This is a genomic window from Microlunatus ginsengisoli, from assembly GCF_039537205.1.
GTDB classification, from domain to species: Bacteria; Actinomycetota; Actinomycetes; order Propionibacteriales; family Propionibacteriaceae; genus Microlunatus; species Microlunatus ginsengisoli.
Map to the genome: position 1 here is coordinate 50,196 of NZ_BAABAB010000052.1, position 21,939 is coordinate 72,134.

The following is a 21,939-nucleotide window of genomic DNA, read 5'->3' on the forward strand; positions in this document are numbered from 1 at the left end:
ATCTCCCGCAGAAGCTCTAGTTAGCTTAGCCTCACCTACATGTTGAACCAGGCCGCCGACCGCGGGGACCCAACCGCGGAGCTCCCGTCGGCCCCGGTAGCGGCCGACGCCGTCGCCGCGGTCAGGCTCGGGATCTGGATCTCGGCCACTCGCTGTTTCCTGACCTACGTCGTCGCGCCGGCGGCCGGTGCGCTCGGACTGTTCGTCGGCCCGGTCGGCCTGGTGCTGCAAGTGCTGGGCGCGATCACCGCGACATCGGGTGCGCGCACCTTGTGGTCCTTGGGCCATCGGGCCCGCTTCGTCTACGCGTTCGTCGCCGGCGCCGTCACGCTCGCCGCCGCGGCGTCCCTCGTCCGCTGTCTGATGGGAGTCCTCCGATGACCACCGATGCTCCCGAGAAGGAGGTAAGGGTCGGCGAGGCCGGCGAGGCCGGCGTGGCCGGCACGCCCGCGCCGCAGCGATCGCGGCGACTGCGGACGCGGACGCATCGCAGACCGGTCCGGCGGTTCATGATCGTCACGCATCGCTGGACCTCGCTGCTCTTGGGCCTCGTCTTGCTGCTGATCACGACCAGTGGGGCCCTCCTGCTCTATCGGCCCGAGCTGGCCCATGTCCTGAACGCGGCGGCCTATTCCCCCTCGGGCGGGCCGGCGACGGTGTCGTTCAGCCGGGCGTTCGAGACTGTGAGGGAGGCTCATCCGGACTTCGCGCCGACCGGTGTCGTCGCCGAGAGCGGCATCCTCAAGGTGCACAACGCGGACTACGAGGACTTCTGGACCGTGGACCCGAGTACCGGGGCGATCCTCGGACACGTCGAGAAGACACCGACCGCGATCGCCTGGCTGGACAATCTCCACGAGTGCTTCCTCTCCTGCGAAGGAATGCCGGGCTTCGTGTCCGCCCTGAACGCGGAGGTGCCCGGCACCGGCTGGCTCGGCTTCGACGGCAGCGCGGTCACCTACGGCTCGCTGGTCCTCGGCATCCTCGGCCTGTTGCTGCTCTATCTGTCGCTGACCGGTCTGTGGTTGTGGTTCCCGCGCCCGCGGCGGTGGCGGTCGTCGATGACCGTGCGCTGGAAGCGTGGCCGGTTCGCCCGCGACACCGATCTGCACAAGGTCGCGGGGATGGTCGCCATCCCGCTGCTGCTGGTCTGGGCGATCACCGGCGCCGGCTTCGAGCTCGAGCCGGTGCAGAAGGCCTGGTACGCCCTCACCCCCGGCAGTCCGGTGCCGGAGCGACCCGACCCGGTCTCGGTCGAGAGCAAGCAGCCCGACATCGGCATCGACGCCGCCGTCGCGGCCGCGCAGCGCGTCTCGCCGGGCGACCCGGTGGTGTCGGTCGACCTTCCCGCTGCCGACGATCCGACCGGTGTCTACTACATCTGGCTCAGCGCCGGCTTCGACCCGTACGGCCGGATGGAGTATCCCGGCGACCGGGGCGTGGTGGTCGAGCGGCACACCGCCGCGGCGACCGTCGTCTACGGCAGCTCCGGCGAGTCCACTGCCCAGGTCATCTGGGACTCCTTCAACTTCCCGGTCCACACCGGCTACATCGTCAACGGCTGGTGGCGGCTGATCTGGCTCGCATTCGCCCTGTCGCCGTTGCTGCTGGCGATCACCGGACTGTCCACCTGGCTGATCCGGCACCGGACCAGCCGGAACCGGAAGCGAGCTGCCAGCCGTCCGGCCCCGGATCCGGTACGGAGCGACTGACGACTCGGGAGGGTCTCATCGGCCGCCGCGCCAGCGCCGGCGCAGGGCATGGGCGGCGGCCTTGGGCTGGCGATCGCGGGTGAACACGCCCTTCCGGTTGCCGCCGACCCGCATGATGCCGGAGCTGGTGGTGAAGTCGGCGAAGTTCCAGACCTGTTCGCCGACCACGGCGTCGATCCGGTCGAAGACCCGGTGGTTCATGTCCAGGTACTCCACCTGGTACTCCTCGGTCCACGGTGAGTTGGCCACCACCGAGTGCAGTCCGGGATAGGTGTCGGCGCCGTACTCGGTGATGATGATCGGCTTGTTCTCGCCGGCCCAGCCCCGCAGCTCGGCCTCCCAGGCCGCCTCGGCGGCGTCGAGGTCGCCGGTCTGGACGTACCAGCCGTAATAGCGGTTCAGCATCAACACGTCGGCGAACTGGGAGACCCGGCAGGTACCGTACGGGGCCAGCATCACGTTGACGAAGCCGACCGGCCGGGTCGGATCCGCCTCCCGCGCCACGTCGAACAGCGGCCGGAAATAGTGCTCCGCGGCCTCGGTCTCGGACTCGGGCTCGTTCGCGATGCTCCACAGCACCACGCTGGGATGGTTCTTGTCCCGGGCGATCAGCTCGCGGATGGCCTGGGCGTGCACCTGCTGGGTGACCTCGTTGGCGGTCTCCGGCGAGAAGGTGGTGTAGCCCTGGGCGCCGAAGATCCCGCCGCCGAGCCCCATGTTCAGGCCGACCGCCGCCGTCTCGTCGATCAGCACGATGCCGTGCCGGTCGGCGTAGTCGATCACGTCCTCGGAGTAGGGGTAGTGCGAGGTCCGGAACGAGTTCGCGCCGATCCAGTCCAGCAGCTCGAAGTCGTGCACCAGGTAGGCGTCGTTGTGGCCCTTGCCGATCACCGGTACGTCCTCGTGCTTGCCGAAGCCGGTGAAGTAGAAGGGCTCGTCGTTGATCAAGAACCGGATGCCGTCGACCCGGACGGTCCGCACCCCGACGCTTTGGTGATAGCTGTCCAGCAGATCCTCGCCTCGCCACAGCAAGAGCTCGAGGTCGTACAGGTAGCCGTCGCCGGGTGCCCACCGGTGCACCTGCGGCACCGTCAGTGTGCCGTCGGCGCCCTCGCCGGTCGCGACCTGGTTGCCCTCGGCGTCGTGGAGCACGACCGTGACCCGGGTGTCGGGACCGGCCTCGGCCGTCACGTCGTAGTGGATCACGCCGTCGGTCCCGTCCAGGTCGGTGACCACGGTGACGTCGCTGAGATGGGCCGGATCGGTGCTGTAGAGCCAAACGGAGCGATGCAGGCCGGCGTAGTTGAAGAAGTCGTGCCAGTAGCGCTGCCGCTTGCCGTGGTCGGTCTCCTCGACCAGCCCCGGCGGGATGGTCTGGAACGTCAGCGTGTTGTCGACCTCGACGGTGATCCGGGACTGGCGGCCCGGCGTCACGTGGTCGGTGACGTCGACCTCGAACGGGGTGTAGCCGCCCTCGTGCGAGACCACCTCCGCGTCGTTCACCCAGACGGTGGCCCGGTGCGTCGCGGACTCCAGGTGCAGCACGATCCGCCGGCCGGCCCAGCCGGCCGGCACCCAGACGGTGCGCTGATACCAGACCGGACCCACGTGGTCGCGAACGGCCGCGTCGGCCGCGACGTCGTTGTAGCTGGCCGGCACCGGCATCCCCCGGGCCGCGACGAGAGCGGCGCTCTGCCAGCCCGCCGCCCGGCCCCGGCGGTCGGGGTCGAGGACGAACTGCCACAGCCCGTTCAGGTTCTTGCGCTCACGGGTGCTGGTGTCTTGTGGCCGCAGCATGATGGGGTGGCTCCTTCGTCGGTTTCGGGCTCGATGGGCTGGCTCTATTGATGCATCGGCGGCGGGTGGCGAACGACTTGTTGCCGGAAGTTGTTAGTTTTCGGCCAAGGAGGCTGACATGGCTGACGCCGGCAGATCGGAGCCGACGATCTACGACGTCGCCCGGGCCGCCGGGGTCGCGCCGTCGACGGTCTCTCGGGCGCTCTCGAAGCCGGGCCGGGTGAGTTTCCGGACGGCGGAGCAGGTCCGCCGGGTCGCGGCCGAGCTGGGCTACCGCTCCGGGCGGATGGAGCTGCCGATGTCGACCCGCGGGACCGGGGTCGTCGCCCTGATCGTCGCGGACATCGCCAACCCGGTTTTCGTCGGCATGATCCGCGGAGCGGAGCGGGAGGCCGGCCAGCACGGCCTGACATTGGCGATCGTGGAGTCGCAAGAGTCGCAGGAGGGAGAGGAGCGGGCGATCTCGCGGCTGGAGCCTACTGTCGACGGGTTCGTGCTGGCCTCGTCGCGGCTGCCGGACCAGGCGATCCGGACCCTGGCGAAGCGCAAGTCGGTCGTCGTGCTGAACCGCGTGGTCGGCGAGGTCGCGTCGGTGGTCAGCGACAACGTCCGGGCGATCAAGAAGGCGACCGAGCACCTGGTCGGACTGGGGCACCGCTCGATCTGCTACCTCGCCGGGCCGGAGGCCTCGTACGCCAACGGGATGCGGTGGCGCGGGCTGAAGGAGGCCGGCGTCGAGCTCGATCTGCGGGTCCGCCGGATCGGACCCTTCCTGCCGACCATGCGCGGCGGCGCGGACGCGGCGGAGCACTGGCTGGGGCGGCCGACGAGCGCGGTGATCGCGTACAACGATCTGATGGCGATCGGCTTCCTGCAGGCGGCGATCGCGGGCGGTCGTAGCGTGCCGCGCGATGTCAGCGTGATCGGATTCGACAACATCGTCGACGCCGAGCTGGTCGAGCCCGGGCTGACCTCGATCGCCGCTCCGCTGGTCAGCCTCGGCTCGACCGCGGTCGCCCGCCTGGCATCGCGGCGGGCGCAGAACAGCGAGCAACGGGAACCGGTGCTGCTGCCGGCCCGGCTCGTCCTGCGCGGCTCGACCGGCCCCCGTACCGGCTGACCGTGACGCGGCAGGCGCTCCGGCGATTTTGGCAACAGGTGGCAAGTGCTCGCCCGGACCGCCCGCCCGGTCGTTGACTTCCTCCATCAGGGCCGAGCGACAGCGGCCATGAATACCTGAGGAGCATCGATGACGAACCCTGCTGCTGTGGAAGAGCTCCGGTCGATGGAGCGGTTGCCGTTGAGGACGGTGGCTGGTTATGGTGCCGGTGATTTCGCGTTCAATCTGGCGTTCAGTCTGAGTACCTCGTTCTTGTTGTATTACTACACGGATGTGGCGGGTATCTCGGCTGCTGCGGTGGGCACCATGTTCTTGGTGGTGCGGTTGTGGGATGCGTTCGCGGATTTGCTGGCGGGCCGGTTGGTGGATCGGACGATGACTCGGTGGGGCAAGTTCCGGCCGTTCATCATGTTCGGGGCGGTGCCGTTGTTGTTCATGAGTTTCCTGGTGTTCCATGTGCCGGCCAGCTTCGACGCGGGGATGAAGCTGCTCTATGCGTATGCGACGTATGCGGTGTTGGGTCTGGTCTACTCGTTGGTGAACATTCCGTATGGTTCGCTGGCGTCGGCGGTGACGCAGTCGGTGCACGAGCGGGCGAAGTTGGTCGCGGCTCGGGCTTTCGGCGCCGGTATCGGGGGTGTGGTGCTGACGTTCGTGGTGGGGCATTTCATCAGTGAGTTGCGGGGGCAGAAGGCGCTGATCAAGGGTCCGGAGGATCTGGTCGCCTACCAGGCCGCGGTGCAGGGTGTGTTCACCAAGGTCACGCTGGCGTTCATCGTGGTCGGATCGATCGCGTTCTTCTTCACCGCCTGGGCGTGTCGTGAGCGGGTGGTGCGGACCCAGCCGCGGATCAGCATCGCCGAGACGTTCGGCACGCTGCGGTCGAACAAGCCGTTGGCGTACCTGTGCGGGTCGAGTTTCTTCTATCTGATCGGTGTGTTCGCGGTCGGTGGCACGACCGCGTTCTATGCCCAGTACGTGCTCGGCAACATCGGGTTGGTGGGGATCATTACCTTGGTGAACACCGGGATCTCGCTGGTGATCACGCCGTTCATTCCGAAGATCATCGATCTGTTCGGGAAGAAGAACGTGTTCCAGTACTGCGGGCTGTTCACGATCGTGGGCGGGGTGGGTCTGTTCCTGGCTCCGGCGAACCTGTTCTGGTTGGTGCTGGTGACGCTGGCGATCAAGGGGATCGGGGCGAGCCTGATCAACACGGTGATGTTCGGTTTGGAGGCCGACACCGTGGAGTACGGCGAGTGGAAGACCGGCCGGCGGAGCGAGGGTGCGACGTACGCGTTGTTCTCCTTCACCCGCAAGGTCACCCAGTCGATCGGCGGGGCGGTCGGTGCGTGGGCGTTGGCGATCGGTGGCTACATCGCCGCCAGCGCGGCGAACCCGAGCCCGGTCCAGCCCGACAGTGCGATCATCGCGATCAAGGCCACCATCGGGCTGCTACCCGCCGCGGCCGCGCTGATCGCAATGCTGATCTTCATCCGGTACCCGCTGACCGACGCCCGGTTCAAGCAGATCCGCAACGAGACCGAGGCCCGCAAGCTCGCCCTCCTCACCGAGCATGACGAGAAGGCGGAGGACTTCATCACCCCGGACCACAAGGCCTGATGGCGGCAACGGGCGGGCCGGTTCAGGGTCCGCCCGGACGACCCGAACCGCTGCGGACGACCGCACCGGTGTCGGCGACCGCACCCTTCTGCGCGACCGCATCCGACAGCGCAGTATGCGCCTGGTCCTCGGTCAGCCGGCCCGACACGATGAGCTCCGCCAGCGCGCCCGCGTCCAGCCGGCGGCCGAGGCGATGCCGCGCCGGCAGCGCGAAGGGCGCGCTCATGTCGTCCACCACCCCCAGCGAGCGGCCGGGCCCCTCGGCCCCGATCGCCGCCACCCGGATCGCGCGCAGGGCGGCCGGATCGTCGGCGAACCGGGTCGGCGGCACCGCGGCCAGTGCCGGATGCTCGGCCGCGGCGGGCACCATCTCCGCCGCGTACGCCTCGGTGTCGATGGTGAACAGCTGCAGCCGGAAGCCGGGCGCCGACCCGACGTCGGCCAGCAGCGGGCCGATCCGGTCCACGATGCCGCGGTCGGCTGCCGGCCGGTCGACCGTTCCGGCGGAGAAGCCGGCCGGAGGATAGAGCCGTAGCGCCAGACCGTCGTCGGCGGCCATCCGCCCCGTCTCGGCCAGCAGATGGCCCTGCAGGGCAAGGGCCTCGGCCGGCAGCAGCTCCGCCGATCTGGCCAGGCCGAACAGGCGCACGGCGTCGGACGGCGCGAGCCTGGCGATGGCTACGTCGCTGCTGTGATGCTCCGATGCCTCGGCCCCGCGGTCGAGGAAGTACCGCCGACGCTGGCGCAGGGCGTCGAGGAACCCGTCGAGATCCTCCGTACCGATGCCGGTCACCTCGGCCAGCAGATCGGCGTCGGTGCGCCAACCGCGGTGGCCGGGGTCGAGGTAGCGGTCCGGGCTGAAGGTCGGCACGACCCGACCTGACAACGACGGGTCCTCGGCCAGCAGGCGGTGCGCCGAGAGGTCGTCGGCGGGATCGTCGCTGGTGGCGAACCGGGCGAGGTTGGCCGCCGCCAGCACCCGGCGCGGATAGACCGGGTCGTCGACCAGCCGGGCGGCAACCGCGTCGTAGACGGCCTCGGGATCGGTGTCGTCGCGGAACGGCGGCAGGCCGGCGAGGCGCGCCGTCTCGTCGCCCTCTGACCGCATCCATGGTTGGGCCCAGACGCCGACGAGATGCCGCCAGAGCAGGACGAAGGCCCGCCGGGAGGCGTGCTCGGCACGCCAGCCGTCGGTCACCGTGAACTCCGTCCGGATCCCTGCCGTCCGCAGCAGCGCCTGGAGGCCCTGGTCGTGGGAGATCAGCAGGCCGATCGGATCGGTGATCGGCAGATCCTCGGCGAGATAGCGTGCGGGCAGTCCGTTGTGCACCGAGATCAGCGGCCGGTCGGCGACGGCCTCGTACAGCTCGAGGGCCAGCGCCTTGCTGCGAGGATCGGCCGGCCACACCGCGGCCGGACCGGCCGAAGCGCTGGCGGACATGGCAGCAGCCTAGAGCGCCGAGCCAAGGGACAGACGCACGACCGGTCAGCCGGATGGCGCCGGGTCAGCCGGTGATCAGCGGTTCCTGCAGCTCGGTCTCCCAGGGTTCGGGCATGCCCTCGCCGTAACGCAGGTAGACCTCCCGGTTGTAGCCGGCCGATCGGTGGCCGTGCTCACCGATCCACTGCCCCAGGGTCTGGATCGTCGGCATCACGTCGTCCATCACCCCGCGGTGGAGGATCGTCGCCGCCGTGATCGCCGGCAGGCGGGTCAGGGTGAGGTGATCCACCGCGTCGGAGTCAGGCCCCTCGCTGTCCAACCGGGTGTCCTCGGGCACGGGCGCGCAGGCATGAACGGTCAGGCCGTCAGCGTCCACGGCGTCTTCGTAGTAGGCGATCGGTGCACCCGCGCACGGGATCCCGGTCGCCTCGAGACCGGCCATCAGCCGGTCGAACAACGGGCCGAGCACGGGGGTGATGTGCTGCGGCTCGAAGCCGGCGACTGGCGCACTGAGCTCGGCCACCCAGGTCGCCGGGACGGTCTTGATCGTGATCTCTGCGGTGGACATGGCGTCCTCCTTCTCGATGACTCGGAGCCTCGCCTCGACCCGGGCCAGCCGTGCGGTGTCGGCAGCGATCTGCTCGCGCAGCTCCAACCGTCGCAGCCGCAGCATGCCGCGCAGCTCCGTCGCGTCGATCGTGCCGTCGACCATCACGGCGACCTGGTCCAGGGTGAAGCCCAGATCCTTCAGGGCAACGATCCGGTTGAGCCGGGCCAGCTGGTCGGGGTCGTACCAGCGGTAGCCGGTGACCGGGTCCACCCGGGCCGGCGGCAGCAGGCCGATCGCGTCGTAGTGCCGCAGCATCCGGACCGACACGCGGCCCGTCCTGGCGAAGTCTCCGATGCTGAACATGACCTCCCCAGGTCTAGGACCTGACACGGTGTCAGGGTCAAGCGCCTCGGAGAACCGGTGTCGCGTTCGTCAGGTCTCCTGCCGCTCGGCGACGCGCAGGCACGCACCTGGACGCCGCGATGCGCAAAGGAAGCTGACTAACGCGACACTAGATCTCGGGCTCGCGCTGCCGGCCGGCGATCAGCCCGAGCTGCTCGAACTCGGCGGCGAAAGCTGCGCCGTCGGGGGCGTGCAGCCAGGGCACCGCCAACGCCGTTCCGCGGGCCGGGCTTCGGTGGCTGCCGCCGGCCAAGACGGCCTCACCGGGGCCGAGCTGGCGGATGGCGACGGCGGCCACGTGCTCGGGGTGCTCGGCCGCGAAGTCGCCGTACAGCTGCGGATCGTGCTGGCCGTCGTCGCCGATCAACAGCCAGCGGATCCGCGGGAACTCCGACGCGAGCCGGCGCAACTGGGTGCGCTTGTGCTCCTGCCCGCTGCGGAACCAGCGGTCCGCGGTCGGGCCCCAGTCGGTCAACAGCAAGGCGCCGGCCGGATAGAGGTTGCGGGACAAGAACCGGGTCAGGGTCGGGGCGACGTTCCATGCTCCGGTGGACAGATAGATGAAGGGCGCGTCGGGATGCTCCTCGTTGATCCGCTCGTAGAGCACCGGCATTCCCGGCGTCGTCGCCCGGGCGTGCTCGTTCACCACGAACGTGTGCCACGCGGCCAGCATCGGGCGGGGCAGCGAGGTGACCATCACGGTGTCGTCGATGTCGGACACGACGCCGAACGTCGTGTCGTCGGCGATCACGTACACCTTCGCCGGGATGGGTTCGGATCCTTCGGTCTGCAGGGTCAACGCGTGCCAGCCGGGATCGAGCTCGACCGGCAGCCGGATGTCGACGATGCCGTTGCGATCGGCGGTGAGCTCCAGTTCGCGATCGCCGATGCGCAGCACGACCACGCCGTTCTCGACCGGGACGGCGGTGAAGCTGCGCCAGCCGCGGGCACCGGTCTCGAACTGGTGCGGCCAGCCGAAAGGTTCCCGGGTGAGCAGCACCCGGCCGAGGACGCGGATCCACGAGGTGGTGCCGTAGCCGGTGTAGGAGATCACCGTCGCCCGCGCGCCGCGGGCGCGGGCCCGGCGTGCTCGCCAGCGGGAGATCGCGTAGTCGACCCGGGCGGCTCGGTGCACAGAGAGCTGGTCGCTCTCCTCCGTCGGCGTGACCACGTGTTCCTCGCTCCGCGTCGACTCCGGGCTGGGACCCGCTTCGTTGCGTCCTACTCGGCGCCGCTTCGGCGCAGGACCTCACTCAGTCGCTCGGCGGCGGCGACCACCGCCGGCGCGTGCAGCCTACCGGGCTGCCGAGACAGCCGCTCGATCGGCCCGGACACGCTGACCGCGGCGATCACCTTGCCGGACGGCGAACGGACAGGTGCCGACACGGAGGCGACGCCGGGCTCGCGCTCGCCGACCGAGTGGGCCCAGCCACGACGGCGGACGGCCGCCAGAGCCACCGCGGAGTAGCGGCTGCCGCGCAGGCCTCGCTGCATCCGCTCCGGCTCCTCCCAGGCCAGCAGGACCTGCGCGGCCGAGCCCGCGCTCATGGTGAGCTGGGTGCCGACCGGAACCGAGTCACGCAGGCCCGACATCCGCTCGGCCGTCGCGACGCAGATCCGGAAGTCGCCCTGCCGGCGGAACATCTGGGCGGACTCGCCGGTGATGTCGCGGAGCCGGGCCAGCACCGGGCCCGCCGTGGCGAGCAGCCGGTCCTCGCCGGCAGCGGAGGCGAGCTCGCCCAGCCGGGGGCCGAGCACGAAGCGACCCTGCAGATCTCGACTGACCAGCCGGTGGTGCTCCAGCGCGACCGCGAGCCGGTGAGCGGTCGGCCGGGCGAGCCCGGTCGCCGCGACGAGACCGGCCAGTGTGGTGGGGCCGGTCTCCAGCGCGCCCAGGACGAGGGCGGCTTTGTCGAGGACGCCGACACCGCTAGAGTTGTCCATGCCTTGATACTGCCGTCTCGAATGCTGGAATGCAAATCAGCATGCGGACGAGCCGAAGGCGGACGACATCGACACGAGGAGGCGCTCGAAGCCATGGGCAAGACACTGAGCGAGAAGGTCTGGGACGCGCACGTCGTCCGCTCGGCCGAGGGCGAGCCCGACCTGCTCTTCATCGACCTGCATCTCGTGCACGAGGTGACCAGCCCGCAGGCGTTCGACGGCCTGCGTCAGGCCGGTCGCCCGGTGCGCCGACCCGATCTGACCATGGCGACCGAGGACCACAACACCCCGACGCTGAACATCGACCAGCCGATCGCCGACCCGGTCTCGCGCATCCAGGTCGACACGCTGCGCAAGAACGCCAAGGAGTTCGGCGTCCGGATCCACAGCCTGGGCGACCTGGACCAGGGCATCGTGCACATCATCGGTCCGCAGCTGGGGCTGACCCAGCCGGGGATGACGGTGGTCTGCGGGGACTCCCATACCGCCACCCACGGCGCGTTCGGGGCGATCGCCTTCGGCATCGGTACGTCCGAGGTCGAGCACGTGCTCGCCACCCAGACCCTGCCGCAGGCCACGCCGAAGACGATGGCAGTCACTGTCGACGGCGAACTGCCGCCGGGTGTCACCGCAAAGGACATCGTGCTCGCGCTGATCGCCAAGGTGGGCACCGGGGGCGGCCAGGGTCACATCGTGGAGTACCGCGGGTCGGCCATCGAGGCACTCTCCATGGAGGGCCGGATGACCATCTGCAACATGAGCATCGAGTGGGGCGCGAAGGCCGGCATGATCGCGCCGGACGAGACCACCTTCGCCTACGTGCAAGGCCGTCCGCACGCCCCGTCCGGACAGGACTGGGACGACGCGGTCGCGTACTGGAGCACGCTGCGAACCGATCCCGATGCGACCTTCGACGCCGAGGTGTTCCTGGACGCCTCCCAGCTCACGCCGTTCGTCACCTGGGGAACCAACCCCGGCCAGGGCGTGCCGCTCGGCGCGCGGGTGCCCGACCCGGAGGAGTTCGCCGAGGAGGCCGACCGCACCGCCGCCACCAAGGCGCTGGAGTACATGGCCCTGACGCCGGGCACGCCGATGCGCGAGATCCCCGTGGACACAGTGTTCCTCGGCTCGTGCACCAACGGCCGGATCGAGGATCTGCGGGCCGCGGCGAGCATCATCGACGGGCGCCAGATCGCCGACTCGGTGCGGATGCTGGTGGTGCCGGGCTCGGCCCGGGTGCGGCTCCAGGCCGAGTCCGAGGGGCTGGACGTGATCTTCACCGACGCCGGCGCCGAGTGGCGGGCGGCCGGTTGCTCCATGTGCTTGGGGATGAATCCCGACCAGCTGGCCCCGGGCGAGCGCGCCGCATCGACCTCCAACCGGAACTTCGAGGGTCGCCAGGGCAAGGGCGGACGGACCCACCTGGTCTCGCCGCCGGTTGCCGCGGCCACCGCGATCCTTGGCCATCTCGGTTCCCCCGCCGATCTGGCCGATTCGGCCGCCCCAGCCCGTTGAGCCCAGCCCGTTGAACCCAGCCCGTTGACCCAGCCCGCTGACGCCCGAGGAGAACAGACGATGGACAAGTTCAACAGCCACACCGGCACCGCACTTCCCTTGCGGCGCAGCAATGTCGACACCGATCAGATCATCCCGGCGGTCTATCTCAAGCGAGTGACCAAGACCGGGTTCGAGGACGGGCTGTTCGCCGCCTGGCGCTCCGATCCCGACTTCGTGCTCAACCAGCCGCAGTACGCCGGCGCCACGATCTTGATCCCGGGTCCGGACTTCGGCACCGGGTCGTCGCGCGAGCACGCGGTCTGGGCGCTGCAGAACTACGGCTTCAAGGTGGTGATCGGCTCTCGGTTCGGCGACATCTTCCGCAGCAACTCCGGCAAGGCCGGCCTGTTGATCGCCGTCGTCGACCAGAAGATCATCGAGGAGCTGTGGGACTTCGTCGAGTCCAATCCGGCCACGCCACTGACTGTTGATCTTGCGGAGCGGACCATCACCGCACCCGGCTTCGAGACCTTCTTCGAGATCGACGACTACACTCGCTGGCGGCTGATGGAGGGTCTGGACGACATCGGTCTGACCCTGCGGCACGTCGCCGACATCGACACCTTCGAGACCTCCCGCCCGTCGTTCTTGCCGAAGACCCTGCCGGCAAAGGTCGATTCGGCCTCCTGATCATCGATTTCGGCACGTTTTTCCAACGACACTTGCGGATTTGTGGGTTTGGTGATTGTCTCCGCGCCCCTTTCTCCTTAGCGTTGTGCTCGCAGACGTACCGTGCGGCTGCCCGCAAGCCCAATCAGGCTTGGCAAGCGTTCCAGAAGGGTCCGGCGTGAACAAGGCAGAATTCATCGAGGCGCTCTCGTCGCACTACGACGGCAACAAGACCGAGGCGGCGAAGGCACTGAACTCGGTGGTGCAGACGATCACCTACCAGGTCGCGGGCGGGGAGAAGGTGTCGATCACCGGGTTCGGCGTCTTCGAGAAGATCGCACGTCCGGCCCGGATGGTCCGCAACCCGAGGACCGGCGAGCGCAAGCGGGCCAAGGCCACGGCGGTGCCGCGCTTCCGGGCGGGTTCGGACCTGAAGGCGTTCACCTCCGGGGAGAAGAAGGTCCCGCGGGCGGCGAAGAAGACCGCGACCAAGGCCGCTCCGGCCAAGACCACCACGGCGGCTGCCACCAAGGCGGCACCGGCGAAGGCGGCCGCCACCAAGGCTCCGGCAAAGGCCGCCGCCAGCAAGGCCGCGCCCGCGAAGGCGGCCGCGACCAAGGCGCCGGCAGCGAAGCGCACCACGACCAAGGCCGCCGCCACCAAGGCCCCGGCGCGCAAGACCGCCACCAAGGCCGCGCCGGCGACAACCGGCGCCGCAGCGAGCAAGACGGTGGCCAAGAAGGCGCCCGCTACCAAGGCGCCCGCGACGAAGGCGACGGTGACGAAGACGTCGGCCGCCAAGTCGACCGCCGCGAAGTCGACGGCCACCAAGTCGACGGTCACCAAGGCGCCGGCGAGGACGGCGGCGGCCAAGAAGGCCCCGGCGGCCAAGAAGACGGCGACCAAGGCACCGGCCAAGACCAGCGCGGCGGCGAGGAAGGCACCGGCCAAGCGAACCGCGAAGAGCTGAGCCCTGCCCGGCCCGGCCGAGTCGGGCGAGGGTGGATCCGGCCGCGAGGGCAGCGTCGTCGACGCCGCCCTCGCGTCGCGTTCGATAGTTCAGCGGCAGGTCGAGCCGGCGATGTCGTGCTCGCGGAGCCGGCCGGTGCCGGGTTCGAAGAGCGCAGCCGTCCGCGGGCCGACGCCCACCCGCTCGGCCGCGTACAGGTCGGGAAGGGTGTCGACATCGTGCCGGGCGTCGGCCATCTCGCCCACGGCAGACGCCGTCAGCGGCACCGCGCCCGACCCCCGATGGGCCGCCGCCGAGGATCCCTGGAAGCGCGGGTCGAGGCTGACCCCGCGCGCGAACAGCATGGTGGTGCCGACACCGCTGCGGTCGGCGACGAACGAGCGCGGATGGCCGGTGGCCGCCGCCACCAGCCGACGTACGGTGTCGGGACGAAGGCACGGCAGGTCGGCGACGCAGGCCAGGACCAGTGACGCGCCGGAGTCGACGAGTTCGGCCGCACCCGCGGCCAGGGCCGCGTTCATCCCCAGCGACGGACCCTCCGAGCGCACCCGGGCGCGCGGGGCCAGTTCGCTCAACCGATCGGCGAGCGACGGCTCGTTGCTGACCACCGAGACGACATCGAGGGCCGCGGCCAGTGCTGCGATGGTGTCCGCCGCCAGCGCCCAGGCGATCTCCTGGCGCTTGGGCTGCGGGATCCCGCGCAGCCGCGACTTCGCCGATCGCAGCGGCTTCAGGGCGACCACTGCGCCGACCGGACCCGCGGCTTGCCACTCCATGATCACCCGATGCTGTCACGATCCTCTAGATTGTTGCCACCTCGTCGGCGTCGATGAGACGGCGCGGGGAAAAGGCGGTGCCGTCGCGGAAGAGAGAGGGCGAATGACCGATCCGGCCCGGACGGACCAGACCATTCTGCGCCCGCTCCGCAAGGCGAACCGGGAACCGGTCGAGCCGATGTATCGATGGGCGGTGCGGCTCGTGCACGCCCTGCTCAAGCCGCTGACCCACCGGGACTGGCGTGAGCAGGGCAAGCTGCCGCAGACCGGTGGGCTGGTAGTGGTCGCGAACCACATCTCCAACGTGGACCCGATCGCGCTGGCGCAGTATCTGGCGTTCTCCGGGCGCTGGGGCCGCTTCCTGGCGAAGGACTCGCTGTTCCGGGTGCCGGTGGTCGGCCGGATCCTGGCGGCGGCCGGTCAGATCCCCGTGCAACGCCACACCCGGTCCGCCGCGGACGCGCTGAAGGCCGCGATCGAGGCCGTCCGGGAGGGCAAGGTCGTGGTCGTCTATCCCGAGGGCACCATCACCACCGATCCCGACCTGTGGCCGATGGCCGGCAAGACGGGCGCGGCCCGGATCGCCTACGCCACCGGCGCACCGCTGATCCCGGTCGCCCAGTGGGGCGCGCAGGACATCATGTACGGCAAGCGGATCGAGTTCCCGAAGTTGCTGCCGCGCAAGACGCTCCGGCTGGCCACCGGTGACCCCATCCCGCTGGAGCGGGGTAGCAGTGAGGGACAGGTGACCTCGGCCATGCTGAACCGCACCACGGAGCGAGCCATGGCGACGCTGACCGAGATGGTCGCCGACCTCCGAGGCGAGTCGCCGCCGCGACCGTCCTCGACCGAGATGGGAGACAGCCGATGACCTCCACTTCGTCGACCGCCGCAGCGCCGCGGACGAAGGTCGCGGTGATGGGTGCGGGGTCGTGGGGGACCGCATTCTCGCTGGTGCTGGCCGACGCCGGCTGCGAGGTCGCGCTGTGGTCCCATCACGCCGACCAGGCCGAGGCCATCAACCGGGAGCGGATCAATTCCGCGTTCTTCCCCGACCTGGAGCTGCCCGACGCGATCCGGGCATACGCCGATGCGCAGCAGGCGATGGAGGGCGCGCGGTTCGTGGTGCTGGCCATCCCGTCCCAGGCGCTGCGGGAGAACCTCGCCCGCTGGGTCATCCCGGCGGAGGCGGCGGTGGTCAGCCTGGCGAAGGGCATCGAGCTGGGCACCGGACTGCGGATGAGCCAGCTGATCGCCGAGGTGACACAGATCCCGAGCGATCGGATCGCGGTGGTGTCGGGTCCGAACCTGGCCCGCGAGATCGCCGAGCGGCAGCCGGCGGCGACGGTGGTCGCGTGTGCGTCGGAGGACACCGCGACCGCACTGCAGCGGGTCTGCCACACGGCCCGCTTCCGGGCCTACACCAACACCGACGTGATCGGCGTGGAGCTGGGCGGCGCGACCAAGAACGTGATCGCGCTGGCGGTCGGGATGGCGGTGGGGTTCGGGCTGGGTGACAACTCGACGGCGTCGGTGATCACCCGCGGTCTGGCGGAGACGATCCGGCTGGGCGACGCGCTCGGCGCCCATCCCTACACCTTCTCCGGCCTGGCCGGGCTCGGCGACCTGGTGGCCACCTGCTCCTCGCCGCTGTCGCGGAACCGGACGTTCGGCGAGGGGCTCGGCCGGGGACGTACGGTCGCAGAGATCGCGGCCTCGACCCGCCAGGTGGCGGAGGGGGTCAAGTCCTGCTCGTCGATCCGCCAGCTGGCCCGCGACCACGGTGTGGAGATGCCGATCGTCGAGGCGGTCGACGCCGTGATCGCCGAGCAGCTCACGCCGCGGGACATGATCGAGGCGCTGATGTCACGCTCGGCCAAGCCCGAGCGCTACTGAACCCGAGCGCCATCGAACCCCGAGCGCTATCGAAACCCCGAGCGCTATCGAACACTGCGCGCTATCGAACACTGGGCGCTACCGAACGCGTGCGGCGGCGGTGCCCGCATTCGGGTCGAGGAGAACGTGACAAAGCTCCCTTCCCACGCTTGCGGGTCGGACGCAGACTTGGCGCATGGGGCCTCGTCGTGAGCAGTTGATCTTCGTCCGCGACTTCCTCCGGGAGCGCGCCGCCATCAGGGTCGGTGCGCACCTGCGGCGCGATCCGCTGGCCCGGCTGCACCTGGAGGAGGGACGGCGCGACCCCTACCCCCTCTACGAGGACGTACGCTCCCGCGGACCGCTGGTGCGCTCCACCATCGGCGCCTGGACCAGCGTCGACCACCACGTCTGCAACGAGATTCTGCGCAGCCGGTCGTTCGGCGCCACGGGCGAGGACGCCGATCATCTGGCCGGTTCGCCCCAGTTGTCCTTTCTGGAGATGAACCCGCCCGACCATACGAGGCTGCGCCGGTTCGCACTACCCACGTTCAGCCCGAAGTCCGTCGCGGCGTTCGCCCCGTCGATCCAGCAGGTGGTCGACGACCTACTCGACAAGACGGTCGGCGACGAGCCCTTCGATCTTGTCGGCTCGCTCGCGGCGCCGATGCCGATCGGCGTGATCACCCGGTTGCTCGGGGTCGGTGACGCGGATGCGGATGAGTTCGCCCACTACGGCGCGACCTTCGGCAGCGCGCTCGGTGGGCTGCAGTCGATCAAGCACGCCGGCGAGCTGATGCGGGCTCAGCAGGCCCTTCGGCGGATCTTCGAGAACGCCTTCGAGGCCCGGCGCCGCGATCCCGGCGACGACGTGATCAGCCGGCTCGTCTCGACCGAGGGCAGCTCGGTGCGGCCGGAGGAGATGGTGCCGCTGTGCACGCTGCTGCTGATCGCGGGCTTCGAGACGACCGTCAACCTGATCAGCAACACGATTCTCGCGCTGCTGACGCATCCCGACGCGTGGCGGCGCGTGGCCGCGGACCCGACGCTGGTCGAGGCCGCCATCGAGGAGACCCTGCGCTGGGATCCGCCGGTGCAGCGCACCGCACGGTTCGCGCTCGCCGACGCGACGATCGCCGGACACCAGGTGAAGAAGGGCGAGATCGTGGTGACCCTGCTCGCCGGCGCCAACCGCGACCCGGCGGTCTTCGCCGAGCCGGCCAGGTTCGATCTCGACCGGCCGAACAAGAGCGAGCATCTCGCCTTCTCCAGCGGGATCCACTACTGCGTCGGAGCGCCGCTGGCCCGGCTGGAGGCGATCATCGCGGTCCGCTCGCTGATCGCGCGCTACCCCGGCCTGCGGGTGGCTGGCCCGGTCGTACGACGGCAGGGATCGCTGATCCGGGGTCTGACGAATTTCCCCGTGTCCCGATCTTTTGTGGCGGTCCCAGCCGGCTGAACCTCCTGTCAGGATTGGCCCGTCCGGGAAACGGCACCGGGGCTGGGAGGGTCGGATGGAGGGACGGGTTGCGTTGATCACCGGCGCATCGTCCGGCATCGGCGCGGCCACGGCACGTCGACTGCTCGACCTCGGCTACACCGTCTACGGCACCGCACGATCGATCGAACGGCTCGATCGGCTGGTCACCGACGGCGGACGACCGCTGGCCATGGACGTGGCCGACGATGCCTCGCGCCGAGCCGGCGTGGCGGCGGTGCTCGCCGAGGCGGGCCGGATCGACGTCTTGGTGAACAACGCCGGCTACGGCTCGTACGGCGTGATCGAGGACGTACCCGTCGCGGAGGCTCGGGCGCAGTTCGACGTGAACCTGTTCGGCGCGGCCGAGCTGATCCGGCTGGTGCTGCCCCAGATGCGCGAGCGGGGCGCCGGGACGATCGTCAACATCTCCTCGATGGGCGGCCGGCTCTACACCCCCTACGGCGGCTGGTACCACGCCTCGAAATACGCGCTGGAGGCTCTCAGCGACTGCCTGCGGATGGAGGTCGGCCCGTTCGGCATCGACGTCGTGATCATCGAACCGGGCGCGATCCGGACCCAGTGGGGAGCGATCGCCGGCGAGCGACTGCGGACCGCGTCCGCCCAGGGGCCGTACGCCGGTCAGGTCGCCACGACCGCCGACAACCTCGAGGCCGGCTCGCGGCCGAATACGCTGCTCGCCTCGCCGCCGACCGTGGTGGCCGACGCGGTGGCGACGGCGCTGACCGCCCGACGGCCGCGGACCCGCTATCCGGTCGGGGTCGGAGCGAAGCCGCTCATCCTGCTTCGGACGATCCTGCCCGACCGGGTCTTCGACCAGGTCATCCGGCTGGTGATCGGCTCCCTGTTCTGAGCGGGCCCCTGTTCTGAGTGGGCCCCTGTTCTGAGTGGCGGGCGGGGTCAGTCGAGCCCGTCCAGGGCCTGGGCAAGGTCGGCCCACAGGTCCTCGACGTTCTCGATCCCCACCGACAGCCGCAGCAGGCCCTCGGGCACCGAGGGCAGCTCGCCGGCCCAGCGGCGGCGACGTTCCAGGCTCGACTCGACCCCGCCCAAACTGGTGGCGTGCACCCATAGCCGCAGCCGCTCCACGGTGGCGTCGGCCTTCGCCGCGTCGGCGAGTTCGATCGCGATCATGGCCCCGTAGCCGGCCATGGTCCGGCCGGCCAGTTCGTGCGCCGGATCGGTCGGCAGGCCCGGGTATCGGATCGCCCGGACCGCGCGGTGAGCGCTGAGCCGTTCGGCCAGCACCTGGGCGTTGGCCTGGGCCCGATCCAGCCGGACCGCGAGCGTGCGCAGTCCGCGCAGCACCAGGTACGCCTCCATCGGACCGGGCACGCCGCCGCGGTGGGAGCGGCTGGCGAGCAGCCGATCGAACCGCGGGTCCCCGGGGCGGCAGACCAGCGCGCCGAGCAGTGCGTCGGAGTGGCCGCCGATGAACTTCGTGGCCGAGTGCAACACGACGTGCGCTCCCAGCTCCAGCGGCCGTTGCAGCAGCGGGGTGGCGAACGTGTTGTCGACCACCAGGGTGACCCGATCGGTCAGCGCCGCGCCCAGCGCCGGCAGGTCCGCGACCTCCATCGTCGGGTTCGTCGGGGACTCCAGCCAGACCAGGTCGGCGTCCGCGGCCGCCGCCAGCACCGCCGCGGTGTCGGCGACGTCCACCCGACGTACGGTCACCCCGTCGGACTCGACCCGCTCGTCGACGGCCGATGCCACGCCCAGATAACAGTTGCCCGGCAGCACGATCGTGCCGCCGCGGGGGAGGAGCTCCAGCGCGGCGTAGGCGGCGGTCATGCCGGAGGAGTAGATCAGCGCCTGGCCGCCCTCCAACGCGCCGATGGCCTCCTCCAACGCGGACCAGGTCGGGTTGCCGTAGCGGCCGTAGCCGAGCGTGTGCTGCGGGTCGGGCGCACCGACGTACGTCGAGGCGAAGACCACCGGCTGGCTGAAGGGAGCATCGACGACCTTCGCCGGCCGGCCGGCGGTGACGGCGAGGGTATCGGGTCGGACGGAGTCGTGCCGACCCCCGGTGTGTTCGTGGCTCATGACGGCATTCTTCCCGTCCGCCCAGGTAGGGTCGGGACCCGATGAGTGAGGTCGAGATGTCGTCCCGGGTGCGGGTGGCCGTCGTGTTCGGCGGAATGAGCAGCGAGCACGGCGTGTCCTGCCTGACCGCTGCCGGGGTGGTGGGCGCGATCGACCGCGACCGCTACGACGTGGTCGGGCTGGGGATCACCCCGACCGGACGCTGGATCGTGCTGGAGCCCGACGCGATCGCACGGCTGACGGTGAGCGACGGCACACTGCCGGAGTTGACCGAGGACACCGCCGACGCGATGCTGCTGCGCGGCGAGGCCGGTTCGGAGCTGGCCGTCCGAGACACCGGTGCGCTGACCGCGCTGGGACCGGTGGACGTCGCGTTCGCCCTGCTGCACGGGCCGTTCGGCGAGGACGGCACGATTCAGGGCCTGTTCGAGATGATGGGCACCCGCTACGTCGGCGCCGGCGTGCTGGCCAGCGCGGTGGGCATGGACAAGGTGTTCATGAAGCTGGTGCTGGCCGCCTCCGGGCTGCCGGTCGGGCCGTTCGTGCAGATCACCCCGGGGGAGTGGCGCCGGGATCGGGCCGCCTGCATCGAGGCCGTCGACGCCATGCACTATCCGGTCTATGTGAAGCCGGCGCGCGGGGGCTCCAGCCTCGGCATCTCCCGGGTCGAGTCGAGCGCCGACCTCGTCGCCGCGGTCGAGCTCGCGCAGCGCTATGACCCCAAGGTGATCGTGGAGGAGGGCTTCGTCGACGCGCGGGAGCTGGAGTGCGGGGTGCTCGGCGGGTTCGGCGACGAGCCGCCGATCGCCAGCCAGATCGCCGAGATCCGGGTGCACAGCGCGTCGGGCTTCTATGACTTCGAGGCGAAGTATCTGCCCGAGGAGCAGGTCGACCTGGACGTGCCGGCCCAGGTCGAGCCATCGGTGGCGGACGAGGTCCGCGCGCTGGCCGTGCGGACGTACGAGGCCATCGGCTGTGAGGGCCTGGCCCGGGTGGACGTCTTCCTGACCCGCGAGCTCCGGATCGTGATCAACGAGATCAACACCATGCCCGGCTTCACCGCGCACTCGATGTTCCCCCGGATGTGGGCCGCGTCCGGCATCGACTACCCGGCCCTCGTCGACCGCCTGCTCCAGCTCGGCCTCGAGCGCCCCCTCGGCCTGCGCTGACCTCGCCCGCGCCCGGGTCGGGGCAGCCACCCGCGCCCCCTCCACCCGCCGCCCGGGTCTGCCCTCACCGTCCGGGTCTGCCCCCGCGTCCGGGTCTGCCGTCGCCGCCCGGGTCTGCCCTCACCGCCCAGTGCAGCTTCGCTCGCTTTCCACCCAGTTCGCGCGTGAAGCTCCACGCGCGAAGTGGGGGTAAACCGAGCGAAGTCGCTCCGGGCGCGCGATGTGTGATCGGGCGGCCGCGGACCGGCCGGTCTCGGGCACGGCCCCGTAGTCAGGGCCAGCTTCGCCTGAGTCCTGCTGCGAACGTCGAGGATGCCGGTCCATCCGGCCGCGAATATGAGTCACATCGACCGGTGTCAACCGAGCGGCCGACTGTGCCAGTTGGCCGAGTGGGACGCACCGAGCAGTGCGGCGTTGTGGCAACTCAACCTGCACCGACGCTGCGCGGCGCGGAGTGCAGGAGCGTTCGGTGAAACACGTCTTTCCGTTTCACCGAACGCGACGAACGACGCGTCCGAAGCGCAGCGGAGCGCGGAGCGAGGCTTGCCGAGCGAAGCAATCTATATGTGCACGACCGGGCAGGTGACGGTGCGAGTGATGCCGGGGACATTCTGGACCTTGGCCACCACGAGCTGGCCCAGCTCGTCGACACTCGAGGCCTCGGCGCGGACGATCACGTCGTACGGACCGGTGACGTCCTCGGCCAGGGTCACGCCCTGGATGGCGCCGATGGCACTGGCGACCTCGGCTGCCTTGCCGACGTTGGTCTGAACCAAGATGTACGCCTGAACGACCATTCGCTGCGGTCTCCTTCACCCAGGGGACGCCCGGTGCGCCCGTGCGCGAGACG

The 21,939-nt window shown here is 70.2% G+C and carries 20 protein-coding genes; 12 read left to right on the forward strand and 8 right to left on the reverse strand.

All coding sequences use genetic code 11. The features are described from left to right. Positions 1-39 precede the first annotated feature (39 nt). Positions 40-381 (forward strand): hypothetical protein, encoded by a 342-nt coding sequence (locus ABD747_RS25350; RefSeq protein WP_344809939.1) that lies wholly within the window; start codon positions 40-42, stop codon positions 379-381. Continuing rightward, positions 378-1,712, forward strand: a complete 1,335-nt coding sequence (locus ABD747_RS25355; RefSeq protein WP_344809940.1) for a PepSY-associated TM helix domain-containing protein — start codon at positions 378-380, stop codon at positions 1,710-1,712. Before ABD747_RS25350 ends, ABD747_RS25355 begins: the two co-directional genes overlap by 4 nt. Positions 1,713-1,727: 15 nt before the next feature. Here the strand turns inward: ABD747_RS25355 and uidA are convergent, their stop codons facing one another. Then, complete coding sequence (uidA, locus tag ABD747_RS25360; RefSeq protein ID WP_344809993.1) at positions 1,728-3,512, reverse strand: beta-glucuronidase; 1,785 nt, start codon at positions 3,510-3,512, stop codon at positions 1,728-1,730. A gap of 115 nt (positions 3,513-3,627) precedes the next feature. On the opposite strand from uidA, the gene ABD747_RS25365 reads away from it, so the two are divergent. Further along, a complete protein-coding gene (locus ABD747_RS25365; RefSeq protein ID WP_344809941.1) occupies positions 3,628-4,629 on the forward strand; it encodes a LacI family DNA-binding transcriptional regulator in 1,002 nt (333 codons plus the stop codon). 129 nt (positions 4,630-4,758) lie between these two features. Further along, entirely contained in the window at positions 4,759-6,252 is a 1,494-nt protein-coding gene (locus tag ABD747_RS25370) for a glycoside-pentoside-hexuronide (GPH):cation symporter (protein WP_344809942.1), read from the forward strand. A gap of 22 nt (positions 6,253-6,274) precedes the next feature. Here the strand turns inward: ABD747_RS25370 and ABD747_RS25375 are convergent, their stop codons facing one another. The 4 genes from ABD747_RS25375 to ABD747_RS25390 form a co-directional block, all read right to left on the reverse strand. Continuing rightward, positions 6,275-7,693, reverse strand: a complete 1,419-nt coding sequence (locus tag ABD747_RS25375; RefSeq protein ID WP_344809943.1) for a glucuronate isomerase — start codon at positions 7,691-7,693, stop codon at positions 6,275-6,277. Between the two features lie 64 nt (positions 7,694-7,757). After that, positions 7,758-8,606 carry a MerR family transcriptional regulator gene (locus tag ABD747_RS25380; RefSeq protein ID WP_344809944.1) on the reverse strand — a complete coding sequence of 283 codons (849 nt, stop codon included), beginning with the start codon at positions 8,604-8,606 and terminating at the stop codon, positions 7,758-7,760. A 148-nt stretch (positions 8,607-8,754) separates the two neighbouring features. Next, positions 8,755-9,816 (reverse strand): App1 family protein, encoded by a 1,062-nt coding sequence (locus ABD747_RS25385; RefSeq protein WP_344809945.1) that lies wholly within the window; start codon positions 9,814-9,816, stop codon positions 8,755-8,757. A gap of 50 nt (positions 9,817-9,866) precedes the next feature. Beyond that, on the reverse strand, positions 9,867-10,589 hold the full coding sequence (locus ABD747_RS25390) for an IclR family transcriptional regulator (RefSeq protein ID WP_344809946.1): 723 nt from the start codon (positions 10,587-10,589) through the stop codon (positions 9,867-9,869). A gap of 93 nt (positions 10,590-10,682) precedes the next feature. Here ABD747_RS25390 and leuC point away from each other — a divergent pair, with 93 nt between their 5' ends. The 3 genes from leuC to ABD747_RS25405 all read left to right on the forward strand — a co-directional run bounded on the left by leuC (position 10,683) and on the right by ABD747_RS25405 (position 13,725). Then, positions 10,683-12,104, forward strand: coding sequence for a 3-isopropylmalate dehydratase large subunit (leuC, locus tag ABD747_RS25395; RefSeq protein WP_344809947.1), 1,422 nt, complete (start codon positions 10,683-10,685; stop codon positions 12,102-12,104). 60 nt (positions 12,105-12,164) lie between these two features. Beyond that, on the forward strand, positions 12,165-12,776 hold the full coding sequence (gene leuD / locus ABD747_RS25400; RefSeq protein ID WP_344809948.1) for a 3-isopropylmalate dehydratase small subunit: 612 nt from the start codon (positions 12,165-12,167) through the stop codon (positions 12,774-12,776). 157 nt (positions 12,777-12,933) lie between these two features. Beyond that, a complete protein-coding gene (locus ABD747_RS25405; RefSeq protein ID WP_344809949.1) occupies positions 12,934-13,725 on the forward strand; it encodes an HU family DNA-binding protein in 792 nt (263 codons plus the stop codon). A gap of 89 nt (positions 13,726-13,814) precedes the next feature. Here the strand turns inward: ABD747_RS25405 and cofC are convergent, their stop codons facing one another. After that, entirely contained in the window at positions 13,815-14,501 is a 687-nt protein-coding gene (gene cofC / locus ABD747_RS25410; RefSeq protein WP_344809950.1) for a 2-phospho-L-lactate guanylyltransferase, read from the reverse strand. A 103-nt stretch (positions 14,502-14,604) separates the two neighbouring features. On the opposite strand from cofC, the gene ABD747_RS25415 reads away from it, so the two are divergent. The 4 genes from ABD747_RS25415 to ABD747_RS25430 all read left to right on the forward strand — a co-directional run bounded on the left by ABD747_RS25415 (position 14,605) and on the right by ABD747_RS25430 (position 18,727). Beyond that, positions 14,605-15,372: a lysophospholipid acyltransferase family protein gene (locus ABD747_RS25415; protein ID WP_344809951.1), complete on the forward strand. Its 768-nt coding sequence runs from the start codon at positions 14,605-14,607 to the stop codon at positions 15,370-15,372. Further along, positions 15,369-16,397, forward strand: coding sequence for an NAD(P)H-dependent glycerol-3-phosphate dehydrogenase (locus tag ABD747_RS25420; RefSeq protein WP_344809952.1), 1,029 nt, complete (start codon positions 15,369-15,371; stop codon positions 16,395-16,397). Before ABD747_RS25415 ends, ABD747_RS25420 begins: the two co-directional genes overlap by 4 nt. A 175-nt stretch (positions 16,398-16,572) precedes the next feature. Further along, on the forward strand, positions 16,573-17,835 hold the full coding sequence (locus tag ABD747_RS25425; protein ID WP_344809953.1) for a cytochrome P450: 1,263 nt from the start codon (positions 16,573-16,575) through the stop codon (positions 17,833-17,835). Between the two features lie 55 nt (positions 17,836-17,890). Next, positions 17,891-18,727: an oxidoreductase gene (locus tag ABD747_RS25430; RefSeq protein ID WP_344809954.1), complete on the forward strand. Its 837-nt coding sequence runs from the start codon at positions 17,891-17,893 to the stop codon at positions 18,725-18,727. 47 nt (positions 18,728-18,774) lie between these two features. Here ABD747_RS25430 and ABD747_RS25435 read toward each other — a convergent pair whose 3' ends face one another. Continuing rightward, entirely contained in the window at positions 18,775-19,920 is a 1,146-nt protein-coding gene (locus ABD747_RS25435) for a trans-sulfuration enzyme family protein (protein ID WP_344809955.1), read from the reverse strand. Positions 19,921-19,961: 41 nt separating this feature from the next. Here ABD747_RS25435 and ABD747_RS25440 point away from each other — a divergent pair, with 41 nt between their 5' ends. Beyond that, the gene (locus tag ABD747_RS25440; RefSeq protein WP_344809956.1) at positions 19,962-21,089 is read left to right on the forward strand and encodes a D-alanine--D-alanine ligase family protein; all 1,128 of its coding nucleotides are present in this window, start codon (positions 19,962-19,964) and stop codon (positions 21,087-21,089) included. A 560-nt stretch (positions 21,090-21,649) separates the two neighbouring features. Here ABD747_RS25440 and ABD747_RS25445 read toward each other — a convergent pair. Continuing rightward, positions 21,650-21,886, reverse strand: coding sequence for an Lrp/AsnC family transcriptional regulator (locus tag ABD747_RS25445; RefSeq protein WP_344809957.1), 237 nt, complete (start codon positions 21,884-21,886; stop codon positions 21,650-21,652). Between the last annotated feature and the right edge of the window lie 53 nt (positions 21,887-21,939).

Coding starts and splice junctions, on each gene's coding strand:
- ABD747_RS25350 (WP_344809939.1), top strand. CDS start 40: ATGTTGAACCAGGCCGCCGACCGCGGGGACCCAACCGCGGAGCTCCCG.
- ABD747_RS25355 (WP_344809940.1), top strand. CDS start 378: ATGACCACCGATGCTCCCGAGAAGGAGGTAAGGGTCGGCGAGGCCGGC.
- ABD747_RS25365 (WP_344809941.1), top strand. CDS start 3,628: ATGGCTGACGCCGGCAGATCGGAGCCGACGATCTACGACGTCGCCCGG.
- ABD747_RS25370 (WP_344809942.1), top strand. CDS start 4,759: ATGACGAACCCTGCTGCTGTGGAAGAGCTCCGGTCGATGGAGCGGTTG.
- ABD747_RS25375 (WP_344809943.1), bottom strand. CDS start 7,693: ATGTCCGCCAGCGCTTCGGCCGGTCCGGCCGCGGTGTGGCCGGCCGAT.
- ABD747_RS25380 (WP_344809944.1), bottom strand. CDS start 8,606: ATGTTCAGCATCGGAGACTTCGCCAGGACGGGCCGCGTGTCGGTCCGG.
- ABD747_RS25390 (WP_344809946.1), bottom strand. CDS start 10,589: ATGGACAACTCTAGCGGTGTCGGCGTCCTCGACAAAGCCGCCCTCGTC.
- leuC (WP_344809947.1), top strand. CDS start 10,683: ATGGGCAAGACACTGAGCGAGAAGGTCTGGGACGCGCACGTCGTCCGC.
- leuD (WP_344809948.1), top strand. CDS start 12,165: ATGGACAAGTTCAACAGCCACACCGGCACCGCACTTCCCTTGCGGCGC.
- cofC (WP_344809950.1), bottom strand. CDS start 14,501: ATGGAGTGGCAAGCCGCGGGTCCGGTCGGCGCAGTGGTCGCCCTGAAG.
- ABD747_RS25415 (WP_344809951.1), top strand. CDS start 14,605: ATGACCGATCCGGCCCGGACGGACCAGACCATTCTGCGCCCGCTCCGC.
- ABD747_RS25420 (WP_344809952.1), top strand. CDS start 15,369: ATGACCTCCACTTCGTCGACCGCCGCAGCGCCGCGGACGAAGGTCGCG.
- ABD747_RS25425 (WP_344809953.1), top strand. CDS start 16,573: ATGGGGCCTCGTCGTGAGCAGTTGATCTTCGTCCGCGACTTCCTCCGG.
- ABD747_RS25430 (WP_344809954.1), top strand. CDS start 17,891: ATGGAGGGACGGGTTGCGTTGATCACCGGCGCATCGTCCGGCATCGGC.
- ABD747_RS25435 (WP_344809955.1), bottom strand. CDS start 19,920: ATGAGCCACGAACACACCGGGGGTCGGCACGACTCCGTCCGACCCGAT.
- ABD747_RS25440 (WP_344809956.1), top strand. CDS start 19,962: ATGAGTGAGGTCGAGATGTCGTCCCGGGTGCGGGTGGCCGTCGTGTTC.
- ABD747_RS25445 (WP_344809957.1), bottom strand. CDS start 21,886: ATGGTCGTTCAGGCGTACATCTTGGTTCAGACCAACGTCGGCAAGGCA.